At 72.9% G+C, this 20,610-nt stretch carries 19 protein-coding genes; 10 read left to right on the forward strand and 9 right to left on the reverse strand.

Annotated features, from left to right (window positions below; all coding sequences use genetic code 11):
• Window positions 1-37 precede the first annotated feature (37 nt).
• Complete coding sequence (locus ACWDLG_RS04055) at window positions 38-580, forward strand: TetR/AcrR family transcriptional regulator (protein ID WP_354922831.1); 543 nt, start codon at window positions 38-40, stop codon at window positions 578-580.
• A gap of 3 nt (window positions 581-583) precedes the next feature.
• Here the strand turns inward: ACWDLG_RS04055 and ACWDLG_RS04060 are convergent, their stop codons facing one another.
• The 3 genes from ACWDLG_RS04060 to ACWDLG_RS04070 all read right to left on the reverse strand — a co-directional run bounded on the left by ACWDLG_RS04060 (window position 584) and on the right by ACWDLG_RS04070 (window position 2,804).
• Complete coding sequence (locus ACWDLG_RS04060) at window positions 584-1,117, reverse strand: flavoprotein (protein ID WP_449915749.1); 534 nt, start codon at window positions 1,115-1,117, stop codon at window positions 584-586.
• Between the two features lie 20 nt (window positions 1,118-1,137).
• Window positions 1,138-2,292 carry a phospholipase D-like domain-containing protein gene (locus tag ACWDLG_RS04065; RefSeq protein ID WP_449915751.1) on the reverse strand — a complete coding sequence of 385 codons (1,155 nt, stop codon included), beginning with the start codon at window positions 2,290-2,292 and terminating at the stop codon, window positions 1,138-1,140.
• Window positions 2,293-2,396: 104 nt separating this feature from the next.
• Window positions 2,397-2,804, reverse strand: a complete 408-nt coding sequence (locus ACWDLG_RS04070; protein WP_449915754.1) for a DUF7144 family membrane protein — start codon at window positions 2,802-2,804, stop codon at window positions 2,397-2,399.
• A 240-nt stretch (window positions 2,805-3,044) separates the two neighbouring features.
• Here ACWDLG_RS04070 and ACWDLG_RS04075 point away from each other — a divergent pair, with 240 nt between their 5' ends.
• Genes ACWDLG_RS04075 through ACWDLG_RS04085 form a run of 3 tightly spaced genes read left to right on the forward strand, consistent with a single transcriptional unit; the run spans window position 3,045 to window position 5,101 of the window.
• Entirely contained in the window at window positions 3,045-3,380 is a 336-nt protein-coding gene (locus ACWDLG_RS04075) for a YciI family protein (RefSeq protein ID WP_354922842.1), read from the forward strand.
• Entirely contained in the window at window positions 3,377-4,597 is a 1,221-nt protein-coding gene (locus ACWDLG_RS04080; protein WP_449915755.1) for an RNA polymerase sigma factor, read from the forward strand. Before ACWDLG_RS04075 ends, ACWDLG_RS04080 begins: the two co-directional genes overlap by 4 nt.
• A gap of 24 nt (window positions 4,598-4,621) precedes the next feature.
• Window positions 4,622-5,101 (forward strand): DinB family protein, encoded by a 480-nt coding sequence (locus ACWDLG_RS04085; RefSeq protein ID WP_449915756.1) that lies wholly within the window; start codon window positions 4,622-4,624, stop codon window positions 5,099-5,101.
• A 114-nt stretch (window positions 5,102-5,215) separates the two neighbouring features.
• On the opposite strand, the gene ACWDLG_RS04090 is transcribed toward ACWDLG_RS04085, so the two are convergent.
• On the reverse strand, window positions 5,216-6,325 hold the full coding sequence (locus tag ACWDLG_RS04090; RefSeq protein ID WP_449915758.1) for an amidohydrolase family protein: 1,110 nt from the start codon (window positions 6,323-6,325) through the stop codon (window positions 5,216-5,218).
• 199 nt (window positions 6,326-6,524) lie between these two features.
• Between ACWDLG_RS04090 and ACWDLG_RS04095 the strand changes: the two genes are divergently transcribed.
• The 3 genes from ACWDLG_RS04095 to ACWDLG_RS04105 all read left to right on the forward strand — a co-directional run bounded on the left by ACWDLG_RS04095 (window position 6,525) and on the right by ACWDLG_RS04105 (window position 9,655).
• On the forward strand, window positions 6,525-8,009 hold the full coding sequence (locus ACWDLG_RS04095) for an alpha/beta hydrolase (protein ID WP_449915760.1): 1,485 nt from the start codon (window positions 6,525-6,527) through the stop codon (window positions 8,007-8,009).
• A 168-nt stretch (window positions 8,010-8,177) separates the two neighbouring features.
• A complete protein-coding gene (locus ACWDLG_RS04100; RefSeq protein WP_449915761.1) occupies window positions 8,178-9,149 on the forward strand; it encodes a DUF4331 family protein in 972 nt (323 codons plus the stop codon).
• A complete protein-coding gene (locus tag ACWDLG_RS04105; RefSeq protein ID WP_449916184.1) occupies window positions 9,149-9,655 on the forward strand; it encodes a potassium channel family protein in 507 nt (168 codons plus the stop codon). Before ACWDLG_RS04100 ends, ACWDLG_RS04105 begins: the two co-directional genes overlap by 1 nt.
• 54 nt (window positions 9,656-9,709) lie before the next feature.
• Here ACWDLG_RS04105 and ACWDLG_RS04110 read toward each other — a convergent pair whose 3' ends face one another.
• A complete protein-coding gene (locus ACWDLG_RS04110; RefSeq protein WP_449915763.1) occupies window positions 9,710-10,153 on the reverse strand; it encodes an ArsR/SmtB family transcription factor in 444 nt (147 codons plus the stop codon).
• A 10-nt stretch (window positions 10,154-10,163) separates the two neighbouring features.
• On the opposite strand from ACWDLG_RS04110, the gene ACWDLG_RS04115 reads away from it, so the two are divergent.
• Window positions 10,164-10,541 carry a VOC family protein gene (locus ACWDLG_RS04115; RefSeq protein ID WP_449915766.1) on the forward strand — a complete coding sequence of 126 codons (378 nt, stop codon included), beginning with the start codon at window positions 10,164-10,166 and terminating at the stop codon, window positions 10,539-10,541.
• 16 nt (window positions 10,542-10,557) lie between these two features.
• Here ACWDLG_RS04115 and ACWDLG_RS04120 read toward each other — a convergent pair whose 3' ends face one another.
• Genes ACWDLG_RS04120 through ACWDLG_RS04130 form a run of 3 tightly spaced genes read right to left on the reverse strand, consistent with a single transcriptional unit; the run spans window position 10,558 to window position 16,530 of the window.
• The gene (locus ACWDLG_RS04120) at window positions 10,558-12,864 is read right to left on the reverse strand and encodes a polysaccharide lyase 8 family protein (RefSeq protein WP_449915768.1); all 2,307 of its coding nucleotides are present in this window, start codon (window positions 12,862-12,864) and stop codon (window positions 10,558-10,560) included.
• A gap of 21 nt (window positions 12,865-12,885) precedes the next feature.
• The gene (locus tag ACWDLG_RS04125) at window positions 12,886-14,001 is read right to left on the reverse strand and encodes an acyltransferase family protein (RefSeq protein WP_449915770.1); all 1,116 of its coding nucleotides are present in this window, start codon (window positions 13,999-14,001) and stop codon (window positions 12,886-12,888) included.
• 18 nt (window positions 14,002-14,019) lie between these two features.
• The gene (locus tag ACWDLG_RS04130; protein ID WP_449915772.1) at window positions 14,020-16,530 is read right to left on the reverse strand and encodes an AAA family ATPase; all 2,511 of its coding nucleotides are present in this window, start codon (window positions 16,528-16,530) and stop codon (window positions 14,020-14,022) included.
• Window positions 16,531-16,630: 100 nt separating this feature from the next.
• On the opposite strand from ACWDLG_RS04130, the gene ACWDLG_RS04135 reads away from it, so the two are divergent.
• Both ACWDLG_RS04135 and ACWDLG_RS04140 read left to right on the forward strand, forming a co-directional pair.
• Window positions 16,631-17,515, forward strand: coding sequence for an ATP-binding cassette domain-containing protein (locus tag ACWDLG_RS04135; protein ID WP_449915775.1), 885 nt, complete (start codon window positions 16,631-16,633; stop codon window positions 17,513-17,515).
• Window positions 17,512-19,065, forward strand: a complete 1,554-nt coding sequence (locus ACWDLG_RS04140; protein ID WP_449915777.1) for an ABC transporter permease — start codon at window positions 17,512-17,514, stop codon at window positions 19,063-19,065. The genes ACWDLG_RS04135 and ACWDLG_RS04140 overlap by 4 nt, the downstream gene beginning before the upstream one ends.
• A gap of 537 nt (window positions 19,066-19,602) precedes the next feature.
• Here the strand turns inward: ACWDLG_RS04140 and ACWDLG_RS04145 are convergent.
• Entirely contained in the window at window positions 19,603-20,526 is a 924-nt protein-coding gene (locus ACWDLG_RS04145) for a DUF5996 family protein (RefSeq protein WP_449915779.1), read from the reverse strand.
• Between the last annotated feature and the right edge of the window lie 84 nt (window positions 20,527-20,610).

Raw genomic sequence — 20,610 nt, forward strand, 5'->3', positions numbered from 1 at the left:
TTACTAGCCGCGCGGCAAGTGCGATTAGGCTTCAGCCATGGAGGTCCGGGTACGGGATCGCGAAGCGACCAGGGAACGCCTGCTCACGGCGGCACGCGCGCTGTTCACCGAGCACGGCTACGAGCAGGTCACCGTACGCATGATCGCCGCCGCGGCCGACGCCAACCTCGCGCTGGTCGGCCGCTACTTCGGCTCCAAGGCGGGCCTGTTCGGCGAGGTGCTGGCGGGCGAGCCGTCGGTCGCCAGGGTGCTGGACGGCGACACGGCAGGGCTGCCCAGGCGGCTGGCCGAGTACGCGGCGCAGCGCATGCACTCCGACCCCGAGAGCCCCATCCTGCGCACGCTGGAGCGGTCGGCCGGCGACCCCGAGGTGCAGGCGCTGATGACCGAACGGCTCAGGACCGCGGTCGTGCAACCGCTGGCGGCCCGGCTGGGCGGGGACGACGCGCACGCCCGCGCCCGCCTGGCGACGGCGGTCTTCCTGGGCATCGGGTCGGTACGGCGGCTGCTCGGCCCGGCGGATCCGTCGGCCGACGACATCGACCGCCTGACCGCGGTGTTCGAGGCCTGCCTGCGGTGAGGCTCAGCCGGTCAGGTCGGCGAGCCTGTCCAGCGCCAGGCCCCACGGGAAGGCCGCCGCGTGGTCCGCGTCCGCGGTGGCCGGTGGCGGCTCGAACTCTCCCGGGCCCAGCAGCACCGCGACCCCCTCGGCCCGCAGGCTCGCCACGTTCCTGATGAACGGCGCCCGCGAGGCCAGCGCGCTGTTGACGAACGGCAGCACGACCACCGGGATCCCCAGCCCGGGGGCCTCCGCCAGGACGCCCAGGGCGTAGGTGTCGGTGATGCCCGTCGCGAACTTGTTGACCGTGTCGAACGTGGCGGGCGCGACCACGATCGCGTCGGCCCGCGGCGGTTTCGGCTCGTCGGGCCCGCGGTACCTGCTGCGTACCGGGCGCCCGGTCTGCTCCTCCAGCGCGGCGACGTCGATGAAGCCCAGCGCGGAGGGGGTGGAGACGACCTGGACGGCCCATCCGGCGTCCTGCGCCATGGCGACCAGCCGCCCGACGCCTCCCGCCGGTACGGCCGCGCACACGATGACGTACAGGACCTTGCTCATACCAGCGGAAGGTTAACGCCTCAGCCCTCCCCGATGAAGCGCTCGCCCGCGGCCTCGATGCGTAGGATCTCCGTCCTGAAGAAGCGGGCCAGCTCGGCGCAGGCGGCCGGATCGACCGGGCCTCCCTCGCGTCTGGGCAGGTCGGGGTAGGGACTGCCGATGACGAAGATGTTCTCGTCGTTGTAGTTGTTCGCCGGCTCGGTGTAGTTGAACGAGCCCGCGATGACCGTGGCGTCGTCGATGACCATGAGCTTGTGGTGGAGCTTGCCGAAGGCGGGGCCGCGCTTGGGAAAGTACAGCTCGATGTTGGCGCGGTCGAGGTCGTGGGTGGCCGCCCACTTCTGCGCCCCCTGGCCGGGGTCCATCGCTCCGGTGACGGCCCGCCCGGCCGCGGCCAGGGCGATCATCGCGTCGTCGATGCCGGAGGAGCCGGAGAAGGTGAAGATGGCGAAGTCGACCCGGTCGGTCGCCTTGAGCATCTGCTTCATGATCTCCAGCTCGGGCGCGTGGTCCGGGGCGAACAGCACCTTCACCGGGATGCCGTTGAGGCTGTAGGCGGCCGGGACCTTGCCGTGGGCACCGCGGCCGAACTGCCCGGCGCGCATCTGGTTGAACTCGGTCGTGTACGCCAGGCAGACCCGCGCGTCATGAAATATCACGACATGGTTGAGGTTACGGTGGCAGTCGGTGCCGGTGAAGTTCGCCGACCCCGACAGGATCGCCGACGTGGGCAGGGCCCGCTCGCGGTAGTCGCGGATGATGAACTTCTGGTGGAAGATCGCCGGGTTGTAGTCGGCCTTCACGTCGACGTCGCAGCGCAGCAACGCGGCCAGGATCTTCCTGTTCGGCTCCAGGCTGCGGGCGCCCGTCTCCTCCCCCCACTGGACACGCCGGCGCGCGGCCGCCTCGTCCTCCCCCGCCCGCGGGATGATCTTCGGCAGCTTCGCGGAGACCAGATAGTCCTGTTCCAGCACCATGCGGACGTCCACCCCGCGGAAGCGGGCGTCGAGCACGGCCTGGGCGATGGGCTCGGAGTCGAGCTCCTGGACGGCGATGTCGAGGGAACGCTGGGCGCCGTCGATGAAATCGATGATCACGTGCTCGAGGTCGTCTGCCGCGCCCAGCTCGGTCGGCCCGACGAACGCCTCGATCTTGCCACCGGCGAACATCGTCATGCGGTAAGCGTTCCACTACAGCAGGTGGCAGACAAGCATCACCCGCGACGGGCGTACCGCATCCCGCCGACGGCACGCGCCGCGGGCCGGGCGGAGCCCGGGGGTCAGCCCTGGGGGGTGACGATGAGGCCGTAGATGATCATGATGCAGACGCCGATCCCGATCAGCGACCAGATCGGGAAGGCGGCGATGAACAGGAACTGCCCGAGCATCGCCAGCGCCGCCATGAAGATGCCGGCCCATCGCGCCCACCCCTGCCCCATCAGGAGACCGGCGCCGGTGGCGATCTGCAGCGCGCCGATCACCAGCCAGATCCAGCCCCACGTGTTGTAGTCGAGCACCAGGAGCCGGCCGTCGGGGGCGAGGAAGTAGCTCTCCTTGACCAGGGCGATGAACCCCTCGATGACGTTGAACACGCCCATCATGACGCCGAGCATCCCGGCGAATCCGTACCATCCGGTCTGCATCGGCTGGCGGAAGGTGGGGCCGTGCGGGGTGGAGGCGGTTGTCATCGCGAGCTCCTCTCACCGATCCCGGCAGGTACTGCCGAGCCCATTCAGCGGTGGTCATTCCCTGATTGTGGATAGCGCTAGTAACCGATCCGACAAAGTTCTCGTAAGGAAAGTAACTGGCGGTGCCAGACGGACGACAGCGCCCTCCGGCGATCCGATGGCACGAGTTTCCGCGCGGCTGTCCGGATCGGGCCGCGCCGATCGTCACTAGGGTGCAACCACCGAGAGGAGACCCTGGCGATGAAGTACGTGATGTTCGTCTGCACCGACACGGAACCGGACACCGACCCCGCCGCGACGCCCGACATCGACACGTGGGTGGCCGAGAACGACGCCGCCGGCCGGCGCCTGCAGGGGATGGTGCTGGCGCCGAAGTCGACCGCGACGACGGTGCGCGTGCGCACCGGCGAACTGCTCGTCTCGGACGGCCCGTTCGCCGAGACCAAGGAGGTGATCGTGGGCTTCGACCTGCTCGAGTGCGCGAACCTGGACGAGGCCATCGAAGTCGCCCGCACCCATCCGATGGCCCGTGGCGGACGCATCGAGATCCGCCCGCTGGCCGACTTCGAGCAGTGACCGGTCCGGAAGGGGCCACGGCGGTCCAGGCGGCCGCGACCGCGGCCGCCGACGCCTATCCGCGTATCGTCGCGGCGCTGATCCGCGTCACGGGCGACTGGACCCTGGCCGAGGACTGCGCGCAGGAGGCCCTGGCCCTGGCGCTGGAGCGCTGGCCCGCGGACGGCGTGCCGGCCAACCCGGGCGGCTGGCTGATGACGGTCGCCCGCAACCGCGCCCTGGACGTGTTGCGGCGGGCGTCCGTCGAACGGCGCAAGCTGCACGAGCTGGCGGTGGCGACGCTCACCGCCGCCACCGAGGAACCGGCACCGGAGGAGATCGTGGACGACCGGCTTCGCCTGATCTTCACCTGCTGCCACCCGGCCCTCGGACCGGAGGCGCGGGTGGCGCTGACGCTGCGCACGATCTGCGCGGTCCCGACCGCGGACATCGCGCGGGCGTTCCTGGTCACCGAGTCCACGATGACCCGGCGGCTGACCCGGGCGAAGACGAAGATCGCGCAGGCGGGCATCCCGTACCAGGTCCCCACCGGCGTGACCCTGACCGAGCGGCTCCCGGGCGTGCTGGCCGTGCTGTACCTGCTGTTCACCCACGGCTACAACGCCGACGGGGAGCCGGCGTTCGCCGAGGAGGCGATCAGGCTGGCCAGGCTGCTGGCGCGGCTCATGCCCGGACAGCCCGAGGCGGCGGCGCTGCTCGCCCTCTTCCTGTTCCAGCACTCCCGGCGCCACGCCCGCCGGGACGCCGAAGGCCACCTGGTCACCCTCGACAAGCAGGACCGGTCCCGCTGGGATCACGCCGCGATCGGCGAGGCCGTGGGCATCCTGGCCGCTCTGCGGCACCTCGGGCCCTACGCGCTGCAGGCGGAGATCGCCGCCTGCCACGCGACCGCGACGTCCGCGGCCGACACCGACTGGCGCCGGATCGCCTCCTGCTACGACCGGCTCGTACGGCTCCAGCCGGGTCCGGTGATCGAGCTGAACCGCGCCGTGGCGCACGGCTACGCGTACGGGCCCGCGGCCGGGCTCGCCCTGCTCGAACAGGCTCACGCCGGCGGCGCGCTCGACGACTACCCGCTGGCCATCGCCGCCGAGGCGGACCTCACCGCCCGCGCCGGCGACCGGGAACGCGCCGCCGTCCTGTTCCGGCAGGCGGCAGCGCGGACCCACAGCGCGTCCGAGCGCCGGGGGCTGCTCGTCCGCGCCGCCGAACTGTAGAGAGTCGTCGAGAAGGGAACGTCCATGGACCTGCTCACCGCCCTCAACGGCCAGCGCCGGCACGTGCTCGGCATCGTGGACGGCCTGACCGAGGAGCAGCTGCGCCGGCCGGTGCTGCCGTCCGGCTGGTCGTGCCTGGGGCTGGTCAACCATCTGGCGCTGGACGTCGAACGGTTCTGGTTCGGCGCGGTGGTCGGCGGCCGGCGGGCCGCGATCGACGAGCTGGCCGGGACGGCCGACGCCTGGCAGGTCGGGCCTGACGTACCCGCCCGTGACGTGCTCGACCGCTACCGCCAGGAGATCGACCTCGCGGACGCCGTCATCACCGCCACTCCCGAGGACGCCGCGACCGCCTGGTGGCCGCAGGACCTGTTCGGCGACTGGCGGCCGCGCACCCACCGTGACGTGCTCCTCCACGTGATCACCGAGACCGCCTGCCATGCGGGGCACCTGGACGCGGGCCGCGAGCTGATCGACGGCAGGCAGTGGCTCGTCCTGCCGTGACCGCCGTGGCGCCGAGTCCGCCTTTCACCGCGCGAGGGGCGCGGCGGGACAGGTAGACCCGTGTGACGGAGTTCCAGGAGAAGCGTGCCTTCAGGGAGCGGCCGGTGGCCGTGGTCAGCGGATGACGCGGCCGCGGTGGATGACGCGGGCGGGTGTGCGCAGGACGGCGAGATCGGTGCGCGGGTCCAGGTCGTAGGCGACCAGGTCGGCGGGGGCGTCGTGGTCGAGCACGGGAAAGCCGAGGAAGGCGCGCGCCGTCCAGGAGGCCGCGCCCAGAGCCGCGGCGGCGGGCATGGGGGCGGCCGCCAGGTGGCGCACCTCGCCGGCCACCCGCCCGTGGGGGAGTTCGGGCGTCCCGTAGCTGTCGGTCCCGGCCAGCACCGTCACGCCGGCCTCGTGCGCGGCCGACACCAGCGGCGCCAGGCGGGCGTGGGCCGCCCGGAACCACGAGCGGAACCGTTCGGAGCCGGAGGAGCGGGCGACCTGCTCGAAGGTCTCCCAGACGGTGAACGTGGGCACCAGGGCGGTCCCCTGGCGGGCCATCCGGTCCAGCAGGGCCGGGTCGAGGCCCAGACCGTGTTCGAGGCTGTCCACCGCGGCCACGACGGCGGCCTCGGCGCCCGCCGCCGTCTGCGCGTGGACGGCGACCCGGCCGCCCATGGCGTGCACCCGCCGGGTCAGCTCGGTGAGCACGCCGACGGGAAGCGGCGGCGCGTCGAGCCCCTCCTCGCCGACCACCCAGTCCGCGTAGACCTTGCACCAGCCGCCGGACGCGCGGGCCTCCTCGACCGCCGCGTCCGCCAGTTCGGGCTCGCCGACGTGCCGCGCCCATCCGTCGTAGAACGTGCCTGGCACGCCCAGCCAGCGACCGGCCGAGACGACGCGCGGCTGGTCCGGTTCCGCGCCGAACCACGCGGGGAGCCGGTCGGCCGAGCCGGGCACGCGCAGGAGCGTCACGCCGGCCGCCAGGTGCTCGCGGCCGTGCCTGCGGAGCAGCGCCGGGTCGAGCGGGTCGCCCGGACGAAGGGCGCCCGGATGCGTGTGCGCGTCCACGAGCCCCGGCAGCAGCCAGCCGCCGTCCACGACCGTGGTCGCGTCCGGCAGCGGCTCGCGCGTCAGCCTGCCGTTCGCGATCCAGAACTCGGCCCACTCCTCGGACGGCAGCGCGACGCCGCGCACGCGCAGCCGCTCCTGACGGCGGCCCGGTCGTGTGTCGTTCGCCATGCTCGGCAACCCTCGTCCGGAACGTTCCCCGGCGATGGCGGGAAAACCGCGAGAACCGCGCGGGCCTGACCGGGGCCGCCGGAGGATAACCGGGCCAGGCCAACCCCTCAAGTCCCGAAATTTCGTGGCATGACGGTTGATGTCGTGTCTGACCTACTTGAGACGAGCTTCCTGCCACGTCTCCGAGGTGAACGACCGTATGCCCACATCCGACAAGCCCTCCACGGCCGGCGTCAGGCGCCGGCTCGCCGCCATGGCGGCGATCGCCACCGTGGTGGTCGCGGGCCCCGTGGCAGGCGCCGCCGCCGGCACCGCCGCTCCGTCCCGCGTTCCCGCCACGGCACCGAGCGAGCAGCGTCTCGCGTGGGCTCCGTGCGCGCACGCCAAGGGCTTCCAGTGCGCCACGCTGGAGGTCCCGCTCGACTACGCCGACCCGTCCGGGACGTCGATCAGCGTCGCCGTCATCCGGTCGAAGGCGACCGACCCGAGCCGGCGCCTGGGGTCCTTGGTGTTCAACTTCGGCGGCGGCGCCACCGGCGTCTCGATGCTCCCGCAGGACGCCCCGGCCTACGCCACCCTGCACACCCGCTACGACCTGGTCAGCTTCGACCCGCGAGGGCTGGGACAGAGCACGCCGGTGGACTGCAGCAGCTACCGGCCCGCCGGCGCGACCGCACCCGACCTCGCGACCGCCGCCGGCCGCAGGGCCATCAGGGCGGAGTTCGTCGCGTTCAACCGGGCCTGCGCGAAAGGTTCCGTGAACCTGCGGCACCTCGACACCGAGAACGTCGCCAGGGACATGGACACGCTGCGGGCCGCCCTCGGCGACGACAAGCTCAACTACTTCGGCACCTCGTACGGCACGATGCTCGGCGGGGTGTACGCGGGCCTGTTCCCCGGCAAGGTCGGGCGCTTCATGCTCGACTCGGCCATGGACGGCGACGTCTACGTCGACGGCAAGGAGTTCGTCAAGAGCCAGGTCGTGGCGTTCGAGCGGGTGCTGAACAGGTTCCTCGACGACTGCGTCAGGAGCAGCTCCTGCCCTCTGGGCGGCAGCCGGGAGAAGGCGTACGCACGCGTGACGGAACTGGTCGCCGATCTGAACGCCGAACCCCTCGACGTCGCCAAGGGCAAGAAGCTGACCGGGACGGACGCGATCACCGGCATCGGCGCCGCCCTCTACTCCCGTCACTCCTGGCCGGCGCTGCGCGAGGCCCTCACCCAGGCCTACGACGGCGACGGCGCCGCGCTGCTGGACATGGCGACGGCGTATTCCGGCGCCACCGGCGGATGGCACGTGACGTTCTGCGCGGACACGGCCTACCGCCCGGCCCTGGACGAGTTCGCGCGCGTCGTCCCGGAGTTCACCGAGGCCTCCCCGCTGTTCGGCCCCTGGACCGTCGCCGAACTCATGAGCTGCGCCGGGTGGCCCCGCGGTGACGGTTCGGCCGCTCGCGTGGACGCGACCGGTTCGGCGCCGATCCTGGTCGCCGGCGTGACCAACGACCCTGCGACGCCGTACGAGCAGTCGGTCTCCCTCGCCACCAAGCTGCGGACGGCCACGCTGATCACGCTGGACGGCGACGGCCACGGCGCCTACTTCACCGGCGACGCCTGCGTCAAGAACGCCATCGACGACTACCTGCTGTACGGCACGCTGCCCGCCGCGGGCACCACCTGCTGAAACGCTCCTGATGGCCCCGGGCGGGCGGCCGGGGCCATCAGGCTGACACACCGAAGGCGGCGAACCTGCGATCTCACCGCGAGCCGGGTTAGCCTCGTGCTGGGCATCCGGCGTCTCCCCCGGTCAGGTGGCCCTGGCAGCACACACCACCGTGATCGGAGGCAGGTCATGTCCCACCATCTCAGCGGCCCGAACCTGCGACCGCCGTCCGGTGACGCGCGCCTCGACCTCACCGACGTGTTCGCCTTCCGGTCGCCGCGCGCTCCGGAGAGCACCGTGCTGGTCATGGACGTGAACTCGTTCTCGTTCGACCCGACCCACGGCCCGCACCTCCACCCTGACGCCGTCTACCGGCTCAACATCGACAATGACGGCGACGCCCGCGCGGACGTCGCCTTCAGCTTCGTCTTCTCCGCGCCCAGGGAAGGCCGCCAGACCGTCACCGTCTTCCACGGCACCGGCGAAGCCGCGAGGTCGTGGGAGGCGGCGGGTGACCAGGTGCTCACCGACGTCCCGGTGAGTTTCGGGCCCGAGCCGGAGATCGCGGAGACGGACTGGCTCCGGTTCTCCGCCGGGCTGCGCAGCGATCCGTTCTTCGCCGACCTGGAGGGCATCGGCAAGGGCTTCCAGTGGACCGGCGCCGACACCATGGCGGGCAGGAACGTCGTCGGCATCGTCCTGGAGGTGCCCGACCGGGTCCTGGGCGCCGAGCCGGGCATCGGCGTATGGGGACGGGTCTGCCTGCGCCGGGACGGCGAGCTGGTCTCGGTGGACCGTGGCGCGCACCCGTCGCTGACCGCCTACTTCAACGCCGAGGAGGCCAAGGAGGGCTACAACCGCGGCGAGCCCGCCGACGACGTGGCCACCTACCTGGACGCCTGGACCGCGGCGCTCCAGCACACCGGGGGCTACACCGCCGAGGCCGCACGCGACCGGCTGGCCACCGTCCTGCCGGACATCCTGCGTTTCGACAGGTCCGCGCCCGCCGCCTACCCCAACGGCCGCCGCCTCGACGACGACGTCACCGACGTCCGCATCGGGATGGTCACCGACGGCAGGGTCCCGGACGACGGGATCGGCCCGCATACCGACCTGCTGCCCGACTTCCCGTACCTGGGCACCCCGCATCCGCAGACGTGATGCCGCCCTATTTCTGGTCGACCCTGTGGAACGCCGCGCTGATCGTGGCGCTCTACTACCTGCTGCCGCTGGAGGAGGCCAGGTACGGCTGGGGGTCGTGGGCGCGGCTGGGCGTGTTCGTGGTCGGCGTGCTCCTGCTGGTCTGGGGTGTGGTGCTGGCGGCGCGGCGGCAGGCGGCGACGGACCGGGCATACCTTCCGGTGAGCGGCCTCATCCTGCTCACGCTCGGCGGCCTCGTGCTGTTCGCGCTGGCCGACTTCACCGTCGCGACCCGGTTGGACGGGCAGTTCGTCGGGCTGACGACCAAGACCGACGCCCTCTACTTCTCGATGACCACCTTCGCCACCGTCGGCTTCGGCGACATCCACGCCTCCGGCCAGCTCGGCAGGGGGCTCCTCCTGGTCCAGATGACGTTCAACCTGGTCGTCCTGGCGACGGCGGCGAGCCTGATGTCCCTGCGGATCAAGGAGCGGGTCGGGCAGCGGGAGCAGAGACCGCACGACTAGGTGTACTGACCGTCGCATCGATCCGGATCCGGCTTCGGGATCCTGTCGTGTGAGCTACTGGACGCGCCCTGGTCGACCGGCTGACGTGGCGCCGACGGCCGCCTCGGGTGCGGCGACCGTGAGAATCGGCTCCAATACGCCCGGAAAGCGAGCCTCCAGGTCGTCACGACGCAGCGTCATGTAGCGGGCCTTGCCCTCGGAGCGAGTCGAGGTGATACCCGCCTCACGCAGAATGCGCCAGTGATTGGAGAGCGTGGAACGCGGGACGTTCAGGTGTTGCGGGCTGCAGGGCACCTCGCCGTCTGCGGCCATCAGGCGCACCAGGCCCAAGCGGACGGGATCGCCGAGCGCGTGTAGCACGGCGACCAGATCCATGTCTGCCGTCTTGGGCTCGGTCGGCGATCGCATCCCGCTCTCCTGATGTCGGTCTGAGTTGACATGTCCCGATCCGACCAGCATAGGATCATTTCCATATTTCGAGAAAATGGAAATGATCATGGAGTGTCGCATGGCCACCCGTACCACCTACGCCCGCATCTATGTCGACGACCTGGACACCGCTCTTCCCACCTTCGAAGCCCTCACCGCCGCCCGGCCGGGGCTGCGCTTCCCCTACGGGAACCTCGAGCTGGCGAGCATCGGCGACTACCTCCTGGTCTCAGGCACCCCAGAGGCGCTGGCGCCCTACCGCGACGTGCAGGCCACCGTCATCGTCGACAGCCTCGATGATGTCTTCGCCATCGTTGAGCGCGAGGGAGGCGACACCCTTGACGGCCCGAACGAAGTCCCCACTGGACGCAACCTGACGATCCGCCACCCCGGCGGCGCGATCATCGAATACGTCGAGTTCGACTCCGCCAAGGTTCAAGCTCAATCGGCGCAGTAGAAGTTCGGGACAGGCCCTAGCCCAGCCGTACGGTGACCGTGGCCGAGCCGCCGCCGGCACCGGCCAGCGGGCCCCACACGAGCGTCAGCGCCGCGCCCGTCGTGGCGGCCGACAGCAGCGGGTGCCCGCCGAGCACCCCGGCCACCGGCCGTTCCCACGTCACCGTGAGCTCGTCCAGAGCCTCCCGCGGGTCGGCCACGGTCAGCGTGGCCGTGCCGTCGTCCCTCTCCCTGACGAGGACGGCGCACGGCGCGGAGGCGGAAAGCGCTCCCGCGCCGCCCTCGGTCCAGAAGTTGACGGCGGTGACGCCGAGCGAGGGGACGGCGACGCCCTGCTGCGCCGAGGTGTTGGCCAGCACGCGCAGCCACCCCAGGTCGGCGGCGCGTGCCCGGGTCGCGGCCGCGCTCGCTCCCGGCATGAGCAGGTAGAGGTATCCGGCCGCGCGCGGGTCGACGCCGTGGTCGAGCCAGAGCGTCACGTAGCCGCGCGTCGCCGCGCCGCCCGAACGCCTCTCGCGCAGCGTGCGCAGCGGGGCGCAGGGCAGCACGTAGCCGCCGTGGCCCTCGAGGTGCGCCCAGCCCGCCACGCGGTCGACGGTCAGCGGCGCGTCGGTCCTGCGGTTGTCCACGACGGTCTCGACAGGGACGCCGTCGTCGCTCGTGATGCCGGCGCCCATGCAGACCACCGCGTCGTCGAGGAAGACCCACGACTTGACGGCCTCCATCGTGCTCTCCAGGCCGTTGAGGTGCTGGCCGACCGTGGCGTACGTGCCGTCGGTGGCGCCGCCGACCCAGCGGCCCGGCGGGCAGGTGTCGCCCCATGCGCCGCCCGCGCCGTCGGGCAGCCGCCGGGTGGAGACCGTCGTGCCGGGCAGGCGGTAGGGGTCGACGGTCTGCCAGAAGGAGTCGGAGTACTGCTCGCCGTGGCCGTCGGCCCACCAGTAGAGCATGCCGGAGCCGGTGTGCCAGCCCCGCAGGTTCTCGCCGTTGCCGTGCTCGTAGTGGCCGATCATGGCCGAGGCCATGCTGAGCCCCGCGCACCAGCCGGGCCTGCGGTGGACGGCTCGGGCGCTCTTCGGCAGCAGCCGGTGCCCGGCGGGTTCGGCGAGCGCGGGGATCGTGTCGTCGGCCATGAGTGCCGCCAGGCGGGCGTGGGCGGCCGGGTCGAGCGCGGGGCGGTGCGCGGCCCGCCGTACCCATCCCTTGACCATGCCCTGCCAGCGGATCCGCTCGGCGGCCGAGGCCGACTCGCCCAGCAGCAGGATCGCGGCGGCGATCTCGTGTCCTTTCCGGTGGTCGCCGTAGGGCCGCCTGCCGATTCCCCTGCCGCTGACCAGGTCCATGCAGAACCCGTCGTGGACGAACGGCGCGAACGACCGCTCGACCGCGTCGAAGACGTTCTGGTCGGTGAGCTGCCACGGCGTGCCGCGCAGCACCGCGAACAGCGTCGCCAGGCCGGACAGCAGCACCAGCCCGTACCCGCCCTGGTAGGGGATGGTGGCGTGCTGGATGAAGGAGCCGTCGGGGTAGATCCCGTCGCCCTCCCGCACGTACGGGAAGACGGGGGCGAGCGCCGAGACGGCCTGCGCGGCCCTGTCGCCGTCGGCGGCGAGCATGGCGCGCAGGAGCATGACCGTGCACTGGTCGACCCTGTTGGCGCCGGTGCTGGTGCCGCTGTAGTCCTCGAGCACGCATGCGGGCAGGAAGTGGTCCACGGCCTCGGCCAGCGCCCGGCTCCGCGGCTCGCCCAGGTGCGGGCCGATCAGCACGGCCGCGTCGAGGAGCCGCAGGGGGACGCCGATCTGCCAGTTCCACCAGTTGCCCGCGGGCTCGGCGCCTGCGGTGTACACCTGGCGCCGGTAGTGGTCGATGCCGGTCGCCACGGCCGCCGCCAGCGCGGGGTCGCCGGTCAGGCCGGTGCCCGTCACGGCGTACGCGCGGGCCATGGCCCGCAGCCGCGCGGGGGTCTCGTCGAATGAGGGGAAGGACAGACCCGGCCAGAGCGACCCGTCGTCCGGGCGCATGGTGTCCCGGTAGCCGGCCGCCGTCGCCCCGAGCACCGCCACCTTCCTCCGGTACGGCCCGGCCGCGACGGCGCCCTCCGGCTCCGCCGTGACCTCGCGCCAGCGCCGGCGCAGCGCAGGGAAGGGATCGCCGGCCCGTCCCGCCGAATCGCCTGCCCGGCCCGCCGTCGACGGAAAGGGATGGCCGGTCCGAGCCGCCGACGCCGGAAAGGGGTCGCCGATCCGGCCCGCCGGCACCGCCCCGGCCGCGACCGCGACGGCGCCCAGATGGAGGAACGACCGCCGGGAGAAGCCGCGCACGCCTTGATTATGCGGACTCGGTCACCCGCGCGGCACGCGGTCGGCCAGCCGCCTGGCCAGACGCTGCGCCGGCAACTCGACCAGCCGGTGCGTCGCGTACGCGAGCGGCAGCAGCACGAGGACGTACGACCAGGCCGACGGCAGCAACCGCAGCAGCAGCGGGTGGAGCAGGTACGTCGAGTAGCTGATCACGCCGAGATGGGTCAGGAGGCGCGGATACCGCAGCCGCCGCAGCGCGAACGCCGCCGCGAAGCACGCCCCCGCCGCCACGATGGCGGGGGCCCAGCCGGGGTCGTCCTTGGCGAAGAGCGCGCATGCCAGCACGACCGCCAGCGCCGCCGCGGCCGTGCGCGGCCGGATCTGCCCGTGCTCGGCCCGGTGGACGGCCGTGCCCGCGAACATCACCGCCAGGATGACCAGCCCCTGCCACGCCCCGATCCTGCTGCCGAGCACCACCAGCGCCAGCCCGAGCGCGCCACCCGCCACGGCCGCCGCCGTACGCGCCGCTCCCCGCCCCCACACGGTCACGGCGACGGCCGCCAGCACGGGCACCCCGAGCAGCGCGACCCACCCGCCGATCACCGGCCCGGGCAGCAGCAGCAGCCCCAGCGGTACGGCGAGCAGCGCCAGGACCGCGGCGGCCGGAGCGGACCGGTGGGCCTGGCCGGTCCTGAACAGCGCGACGGTGATCAGGTAGAACGCCATCTCGTACGACAGCGTCCACATCACCCCGATGACGGCCGGCACGCCGAGCAGTTCCTGCAGCATCGACAGGTTCCCCAGCGCGACCAGGAACGGGGGCGTGGTGGCCAGGCCCGGGTGCGGCTCGTAGGCGCCGAAGGCGGCGAGCGTGAACGCCAGCGCGACGGCCACCAGCAGCAGTGGCAGCAGCCGCAGGCACCGGCCGGTCCAGAAGGCCCGCACGTCGCCGCGGCGTTCCAGAGAGGCGGGGATGATGTAGCCGCTGACCAGGAAGAAGACGAAGACTCCCCAGGTGCCGACGTCGATCCGGCGGTCCACCTCCGCCCACAGGCCGGGGAAGTAGGTCCAGCCCGCGTGGTGCAGGACCACCGCGAGGGCCGCGGGCCCTCTGATGGCGTCGAGCCAGCCGAGGCGCGAGGGAGGGGGAGGGGACATTTGCCCGACTATAAGGGCCTATACCAGGTGCAAACTGGCCAGTTCGGTCCTGTTGGAGACGCCAAGCTTGGGGAAGGCCCGGTACAGGTGGTGGCCCACGGTCTTGGGGCTGAGGAACAGCTGGGCGCCGATCTCCTTGTTCGTCGCGCCGGTGGCGGCCAGCCTGACGATCTGGAGCTCCTGCGGGGTGAGCTCGGGGAGCGCGCCAGGCGCCGGGGGCGCGGCGACCGTCTCGCCCGCCGCGCGCAGCTCGGCCCTGCAGTGGTCGGCCCACGGCACCGCCCCCACCTGCTCGAAGACCTCCAGGGCGGACCTGAGCTGGATCCTCGCCTCGCTCTTCCTGCGTGACCTGCGCAGCCACTCGCCGTAGAGCAGCCTGCTCCTGGCCTGCTGCAGCGGCAGGTCGGGGCAGGCGACGGCCTGCTCGTAGTGCGCGTGCTGCTCCTCGGGGTCGCCGGCGAGCAGGGCAAGGCAGCGGTGCCGTACGGCCAGCGCCCACGCCACACCCGAGGCCAGCGCCCAGCTCTCGAACCTGGCGAGCTCCCGCGCCGCCGGACGCCCGGCCCGCACGGCCGCCTCCACCTGGTCGGCGGCGAAGCACGCGCCGTACGGCCGGTGGGCGAGGTGGCCGAGACGCTCCAGCGCTGCCGCCCACCTGCCGGTGACCAGGTCGAGGACGGCGCGGGCGCGGTCGGCCCAGTCCCCGCGCAGCCCGGGGTCCGGCTGCTCGCCCCGCAGGGCCGCGGCGTGGGCGAGCAGCCCGCGGGCGACGGCGGCGTGCCGCCGCTGACCGGTGTCCTCCGCGATGCGCAGCGACTCGGCCGCGGTCGCCTCGGCCGTCCTGGCCAGGCCCAGCAGCGTCTCGGTCTCGGCGAGAACGGCGAGCACGCCGGGCAGCCAGCCGATCGCCCCGCGGGAGCGCATGTCGGCGGCCACCGCCTGAAGGTGGTCGCGGGCGGTGGCGTAGTCGCCCGACAGCAGGGCCAGGGAGGTGGGGGTGAGCGGGAGGCCGTCCCCGCGCTCGGGCGCCTGGTCGAGGTGCCGCCTGATCAGGTCGAGACCGGTTCCAGGGTCGCCGGCCAGCAGCTCGACGGCGCCGGTCATCAGGCTCGCGGGGCCGTCGTCCATGCGGTCCCTGACGGCGCGCAGGCCGTCGGCGTCGCCGACCGTCCAGGCCACCCGCGCCGCCTCGACCAGCAGGTCCTGGCCGGCGTCGAGGAGCAGCCGCGACGCGGTCTCCGGCGAGCCGTGCTCGAACTCGATGCGCGCGCGCAGCCGTACCAGTTCCCGCGAGGCCCCGCCGAGGCGAGCCGACTGGCCGAGGAGGGCGCGGGCGCGCTCGCCCTGGCCCGCGTCGGCGGCCAGCGCGGCGGCCGCGGTGAGCCTGCGGGCCCGTTCGGCGGTGTCGGGGGTGAGCCTGGCGGCGCGCTCGAGGGCCGTGGCGGCCTCGCCGTACCCGGAGACCTCGCGGGCGGTGCCGGCCGCGGCTTCCAGGGCGGCCGCGGCCTCCTCGTCGGGGCCGGTGGCCGCGGCGGCCAGATGCCGGGCGCGGCGCTCCCCCGTGGTGGCGCCGGCCAGCGCGCGGTGGACGGCGACGCGTTCGGCGAAGGAGGCGCTCTGGTAGGCGGCGGCGCGCACGAGCGGATGGCGGAAGGCGGCGTCGGCGACGAGGCCCGCCCGCTCGGCGGGGGCCAGCGCGCCGATGCCGAGTCCCGTCGCCTGGAGCGCCGCCGCGAGTTCGCCCTCGGCGGCCAGCGCGAGCAGCAGGGTGCGGGTGTCGGACGGCAGGGCCGACACCCGGGCCTGGTAGACCTCCTGCAACCGGTACGGGAGCGGGAGCGGCCCGGCGGCCAGGGAGTCGACGTTCATGCCGGGCAGCTCGATGAGCGCGAGCGGGTTGCCGCCCGACTCGGCGACGACCCGGTCGCGTACGGCGGGCGGCAGCCCGGGAGCGCGCTCGGCCAGCAAGCGCAGGGCGGCGGCCCGGTCCAGGCCCGCCAGGCGCAGCTCCGCCAACCCCGCCGTCGTGAACAGGTCGCGGTCCATGGTCCTGGTCGCGAAGACCAGCACGACGCCCTCGGCCTCCAACCGCCTGGCGGCGAACAGCAGCGCGTCCAGCGAAGCGTGGTCGATCCAGTGCGCGTCGTCCAGCAGGCACAGCAGCGGCCCCTGGTCGGCCAGCAGCGTCAGCGTGGCCAACCCGGTCAGGAACCGGTCCTGTCCGCCGGTCGTGGCGGCCAGCCCGAGCACGCCGCGCAGCGCGTCGGCCTGCGGCTGCGGGAGCGCGTCGAGGCCGCGCAGGAGCGGGCGCAGGATGAGGTGGAGCGCGGCGTAGGGCAGCTCCGCCTCCGTCTCGGCCCCCGCGACGCGCAGGACGGGGATCCCGGCGTCCACGGCGGCGGCGTCGAGCAGGGCCGTCTTGCCCGTTCCCGGCTCGGCGCGGACCACGAGTGCGGCGCTGCGCCCCTCCTGCGCCCCGGCGACGAGCCCGCGCAGACGTTCCAGCTCTTCCTGACGGCCATGCAGCATGCCACGCAAGATAGCGGGCGGCATGTCCGATATGCCGGTCCGCATCCTTGGGCATCTGCCCGATACCGCCGGATCGCCCGGCTTTCTAGGTTGTGGAGCCATGAACACCGCCATCAGCATCCGTGAGCTCCACAAGAGCTTCGGCAGGGCCCACGCGCTCGACGGGCTCGACCTCGAGGTGCGCACCGGCGAGGTGCACGGCTTCCTCGGCCCGAACGGCGCGGGCAAGTCCACCACGATCCGCATCCTGCTCGGCCTCATGCGGGCCGACTCCGGCACCGCCGTCCTGCTCGGCGGCGACCCGTGGAAGGACGCCACCGAGCTGCACCGGCGGCTGGCCTACGTGCCCGGCGACGTGAACCTGTGGCCCTCGCTGACCGGCGGCGAGGTGATCGACCTGCTCGGCAGGCTGCGCGGCGGCCTCGACCCGGCCCGGCGCGCGGAGCTGATGGACCGCTTCGAACTCGACCCCCGCAAGAAGGCCAAGACGTACTCCAAGGGCAACCGGCAGAAGGTCGCGCTGGTCGCGGCGTTCGCCTCGGACGCCGACCTGCTCATCCTCGACGAGCCGACCTCGGGGCTCGACCCGCTCATGGAGGCCGTCTTCCAGCAGTGCGTGCTGGAGGAGAAGCGGCGGGGCCGGACCGTGCTGCTGTCGAGCCACATCCTGTCCGAGGTCGAGGCGCTGTGCGACAGGGTGAGCATCATCCGCGCGGGACGCACGGTCGAGTCGGGCACCCTGCCCGAGCTGCGACACCTGACCATGACCAAGATCACCGCCACGCTCTCGGGCGCGCTGCCCGACCTGCCGTGGGCGCACGGGACGGCCGTCGAGAACGGGAAGGTCACCTTCCAGGTGGACGACCAGGACCTCGACAAGGTCATGCGCCGCCTGGCCGAGGCCGGGATCACCAGCCTCGTCAGCACGCCGCCGTCCCTGGAGGACCTGTTCATGCGCCACTACGCGGACCGGAGCGCGCGATGACCACCCTGATCAGGCTGATCCTGCGCCGCGAGCGGCTGATCGCCCCGGTGTGGATGCTGCTCCTGGCCGTGCTCGCGGCGGGCCAGGCCAACCGGTACGCCACGGCCATCCCCTCGATCGGCGACTTCGCCAGGGAGATGGCGGCCAACAAGGCGCTGACCGCCTTCGCCGGCGAGGTCTACTCCCCGACCGTGGCGGGGATGGCGGTGTGGAAGAACGCCGACGCGATCTACACCGTCATCGCCCTGATCGCGATCCTCATGGTGGTCAGGCACACCCGCGCCGAAGAGGAGTCGGGCCGCGCCGAGCTGGTGGGCGCCGGAGTCGTCGGCAGGCTCGCGCCGCTGACGGCCGCGCTGACGGTCACCGCCGCCGCCGTGGCGCTCGCGGGCCTGCTGGCCGGGCTCTCGATGGCCGCGATGGGCTTCGACCTCGCCGGATCGCTGGCCTTCGGCGCCGCGATCACCACCATGGGCCTGGTCTTCACCGGCGTCGGCGCGCTGGCCGCCCAGCTCACCGTCGGCGCCCGCGCCGCCGTCGGCCTGGCCGCCTTGGCGCTCGGCGTCAGCTACCTGCTGCGCTTCGTCGCCGACGGCAGCGGCCTGACGGCGCTCAAATGGCTCTCGCCGCAGGGATGGAGTCACCTGGTCAAGCCGTACGGGGACGACAACTGGGCCGCCCTGCTCCCCGGACTGGCGCTCACCGCCGTGACCGTCGCCACCGCGTACCGGCTGGCCGGGCGCCGCGACGTGGGCCACGGCGTCATCCCCGAGCGGCCCGGCCCCGCGGGGTCCACCACGCTGCGCGGCCCGCTGGCGCTGGCATGGCGGCTGCAGCGGGGCCTGCTGGCCGGATGGACCGTCGGGTACGCGATCGCCGGCCTCGCGCTGGGCGCGCTGGCCCTGTCGATCCCCGAGGTGTCGCGTCAGGGCGCCGCCGTCCAGGAGTTCCTCGCCCGCTACACCGCGGGTGACGGGGTCAGCATGACCGACGCCTACCTGTGGCTGATCGCGCTCAGCCTCGGCTACGTCGCCGCCCTCCACCCACTGCTCGCCCTGCTGCGGCTGCGCGGCGAGGAGGCGGCGGGACGCGCCGAACTGCTGCTGGCCACCCCCGTCGGGCGGCTCCGCTGGGCGGGCAGCCACCTGGTCTTCGCCCTCGGCGGCAGCGTCGTGATCCTCACGGCGGCCGGACTCGGGATCGGCCTGGCGACCGGCGACCCGCTGGGCGTCCTGCCCGGCACGCTGGTGCAGGTACCGGCCGTGTGGGTGCCGGCAGGCGTGGGCGTACTCGCCTTCGGGCTGCTGCCCAGGGCGGCGGCCGGCATCAGCTGGGCGACCTTCCTGTTCGTCAACCTCTTCGGCGAGGTGCTCGGCCCGATCATGGGGATCGACTACTGGATCGCCAAGTACGTCGTGCCGTTCCCCAACCTGCCGATGGTGCTGTCCGGCGAGGAGTTCACGCCCGGCCCGGTGGCGGTGATGCTGGCGCTCACCCTGGCGCTCGTCGCAGGCGGCCTGGCCGCGCTCAGGCGCAGAGCGCTCCTCTGAGGCACAGCGTCGCGCTCCACTGAAGCGCAGGACGCTCCCGGGGCGCTCCGGAGCGGCGCGGCCTCCACGCCACGCGACGCCGGCGCCATCCGGCCACGGATCCGCCCGGCCGCTGCGCGCCCGATGGGGCCGCCCGGCCACTGCGCCTCGCGACACCCCTGGCCCCGCCGTCCCCACGGCGGGGCCGGTCGCATGCCCGCCGGGATTCCACAACCGGCCCGCCGGACGGATCGACCGGGCCAAGCGGACCGGCCAGCTCGGGCAGACCGGCCAGGAGACCGGCCAGGTCAGGTCGGACCGGCCAGGTCGCCGGGCGGATAGACGGATCGGATGGGTCGCCGGGCGAACCGGCCGCGTGGCCAGGCGGACCCGGCGGATCGACCTGGCCAGGCGGATCGGACAGGCGCCGAGCAGGTCAGACGGACCGGACGGGTCGGCGGGCGGACCGGACGGGTCGTTGAGCGGGGCGGGCGGGTTGCGGAGGGCGCGGGCCGGGTCAGCGGTGCGGGCGGTGGACGGGAGGCGGGGCCGTCCTGGTCACGTCGCCTCCAGGTAGGGGTCGGTGACGCCCTCGACGCTGGCGAGCCTGGCGGCGTCGCAGCCGGTCAGCTTGGCGCCCGCCTGGTAGGCGCTGCCGAGGAACCCCAGCACCGTGGCGACCGGGTCGTCGCCGCGCCTGGCGTCGTCGTACTTCAGCACGGCCAGATGGCTGCCCCTCGAGGGGATCCACGCCGCCTGGTCGGGCCACAGCGGCTGCTCGGACAGGCCCTGCGGCTCCGGAGCGGTGTAGGAGTAGAACGCGGGCCACGGCCGTTCCTCGTCGCCGAACCAGAAGCCCGCGCTGATGACCTCCCAGCTGTACGCCTCCCTGGTGACGGGGTCGGCCTCGGGCGCGGCCCCTACGGCCCTGCCGGTGAAGCGTGTGACGGCGATGTCGAAGGTGTGCCAGAAGTGGTGGACCGGGCTCGTCTTGCCGCAGAAGTCGGCGGCGAAGCGCTCCAGCACCTGCGCGACCTGGCCCAGGACGATCCAGTACCGGTTGACGAGTGCGGGGTCGTAGGCGGCGTGCCTGGTGTCCAGGGCGAAGGGGGTGCTGTCCGCCATGTCGTACGGCACCGCCTGGATCTCCACGTCGATCCCCAACTCGTCGAGGATCTCGAAGAGCCGGGCGTAGAAACCGGCGACCGACTGGCCGATCAGCGAGAACTGGGCGCTGCGCCCGTCGGCCTTGTCGACGATCAGGCGGTGCCCGACCAGGTCGAAGTCGATGGAGAACGGGTCGGGCAGCCCCATCGGCCTGGTGGTGAGGCCTCGTCCGGTCAGGTGGAAGGGCACGTTCCACCAGTGGTTGCGGCGCGGGCTCGCGGCCAGCCGTATCTTTCCGACGATCTGCGCGAACCTGTGGAAGGTGTCCTTGGTTTCGAGCCACTCCTCGTACGGCATGGCAGGAAAGAGCTCCATTGGCTCGTGCCCCCCTGAAAACGCGACGCCAGATGTATGTGCCCGGAGAGTAAACCGATACAACGCCCAGTGAGGCGAATTTCC

The organism is Nonomuraea sp. NPDC003727 (genome assembly GCF_053586935.1).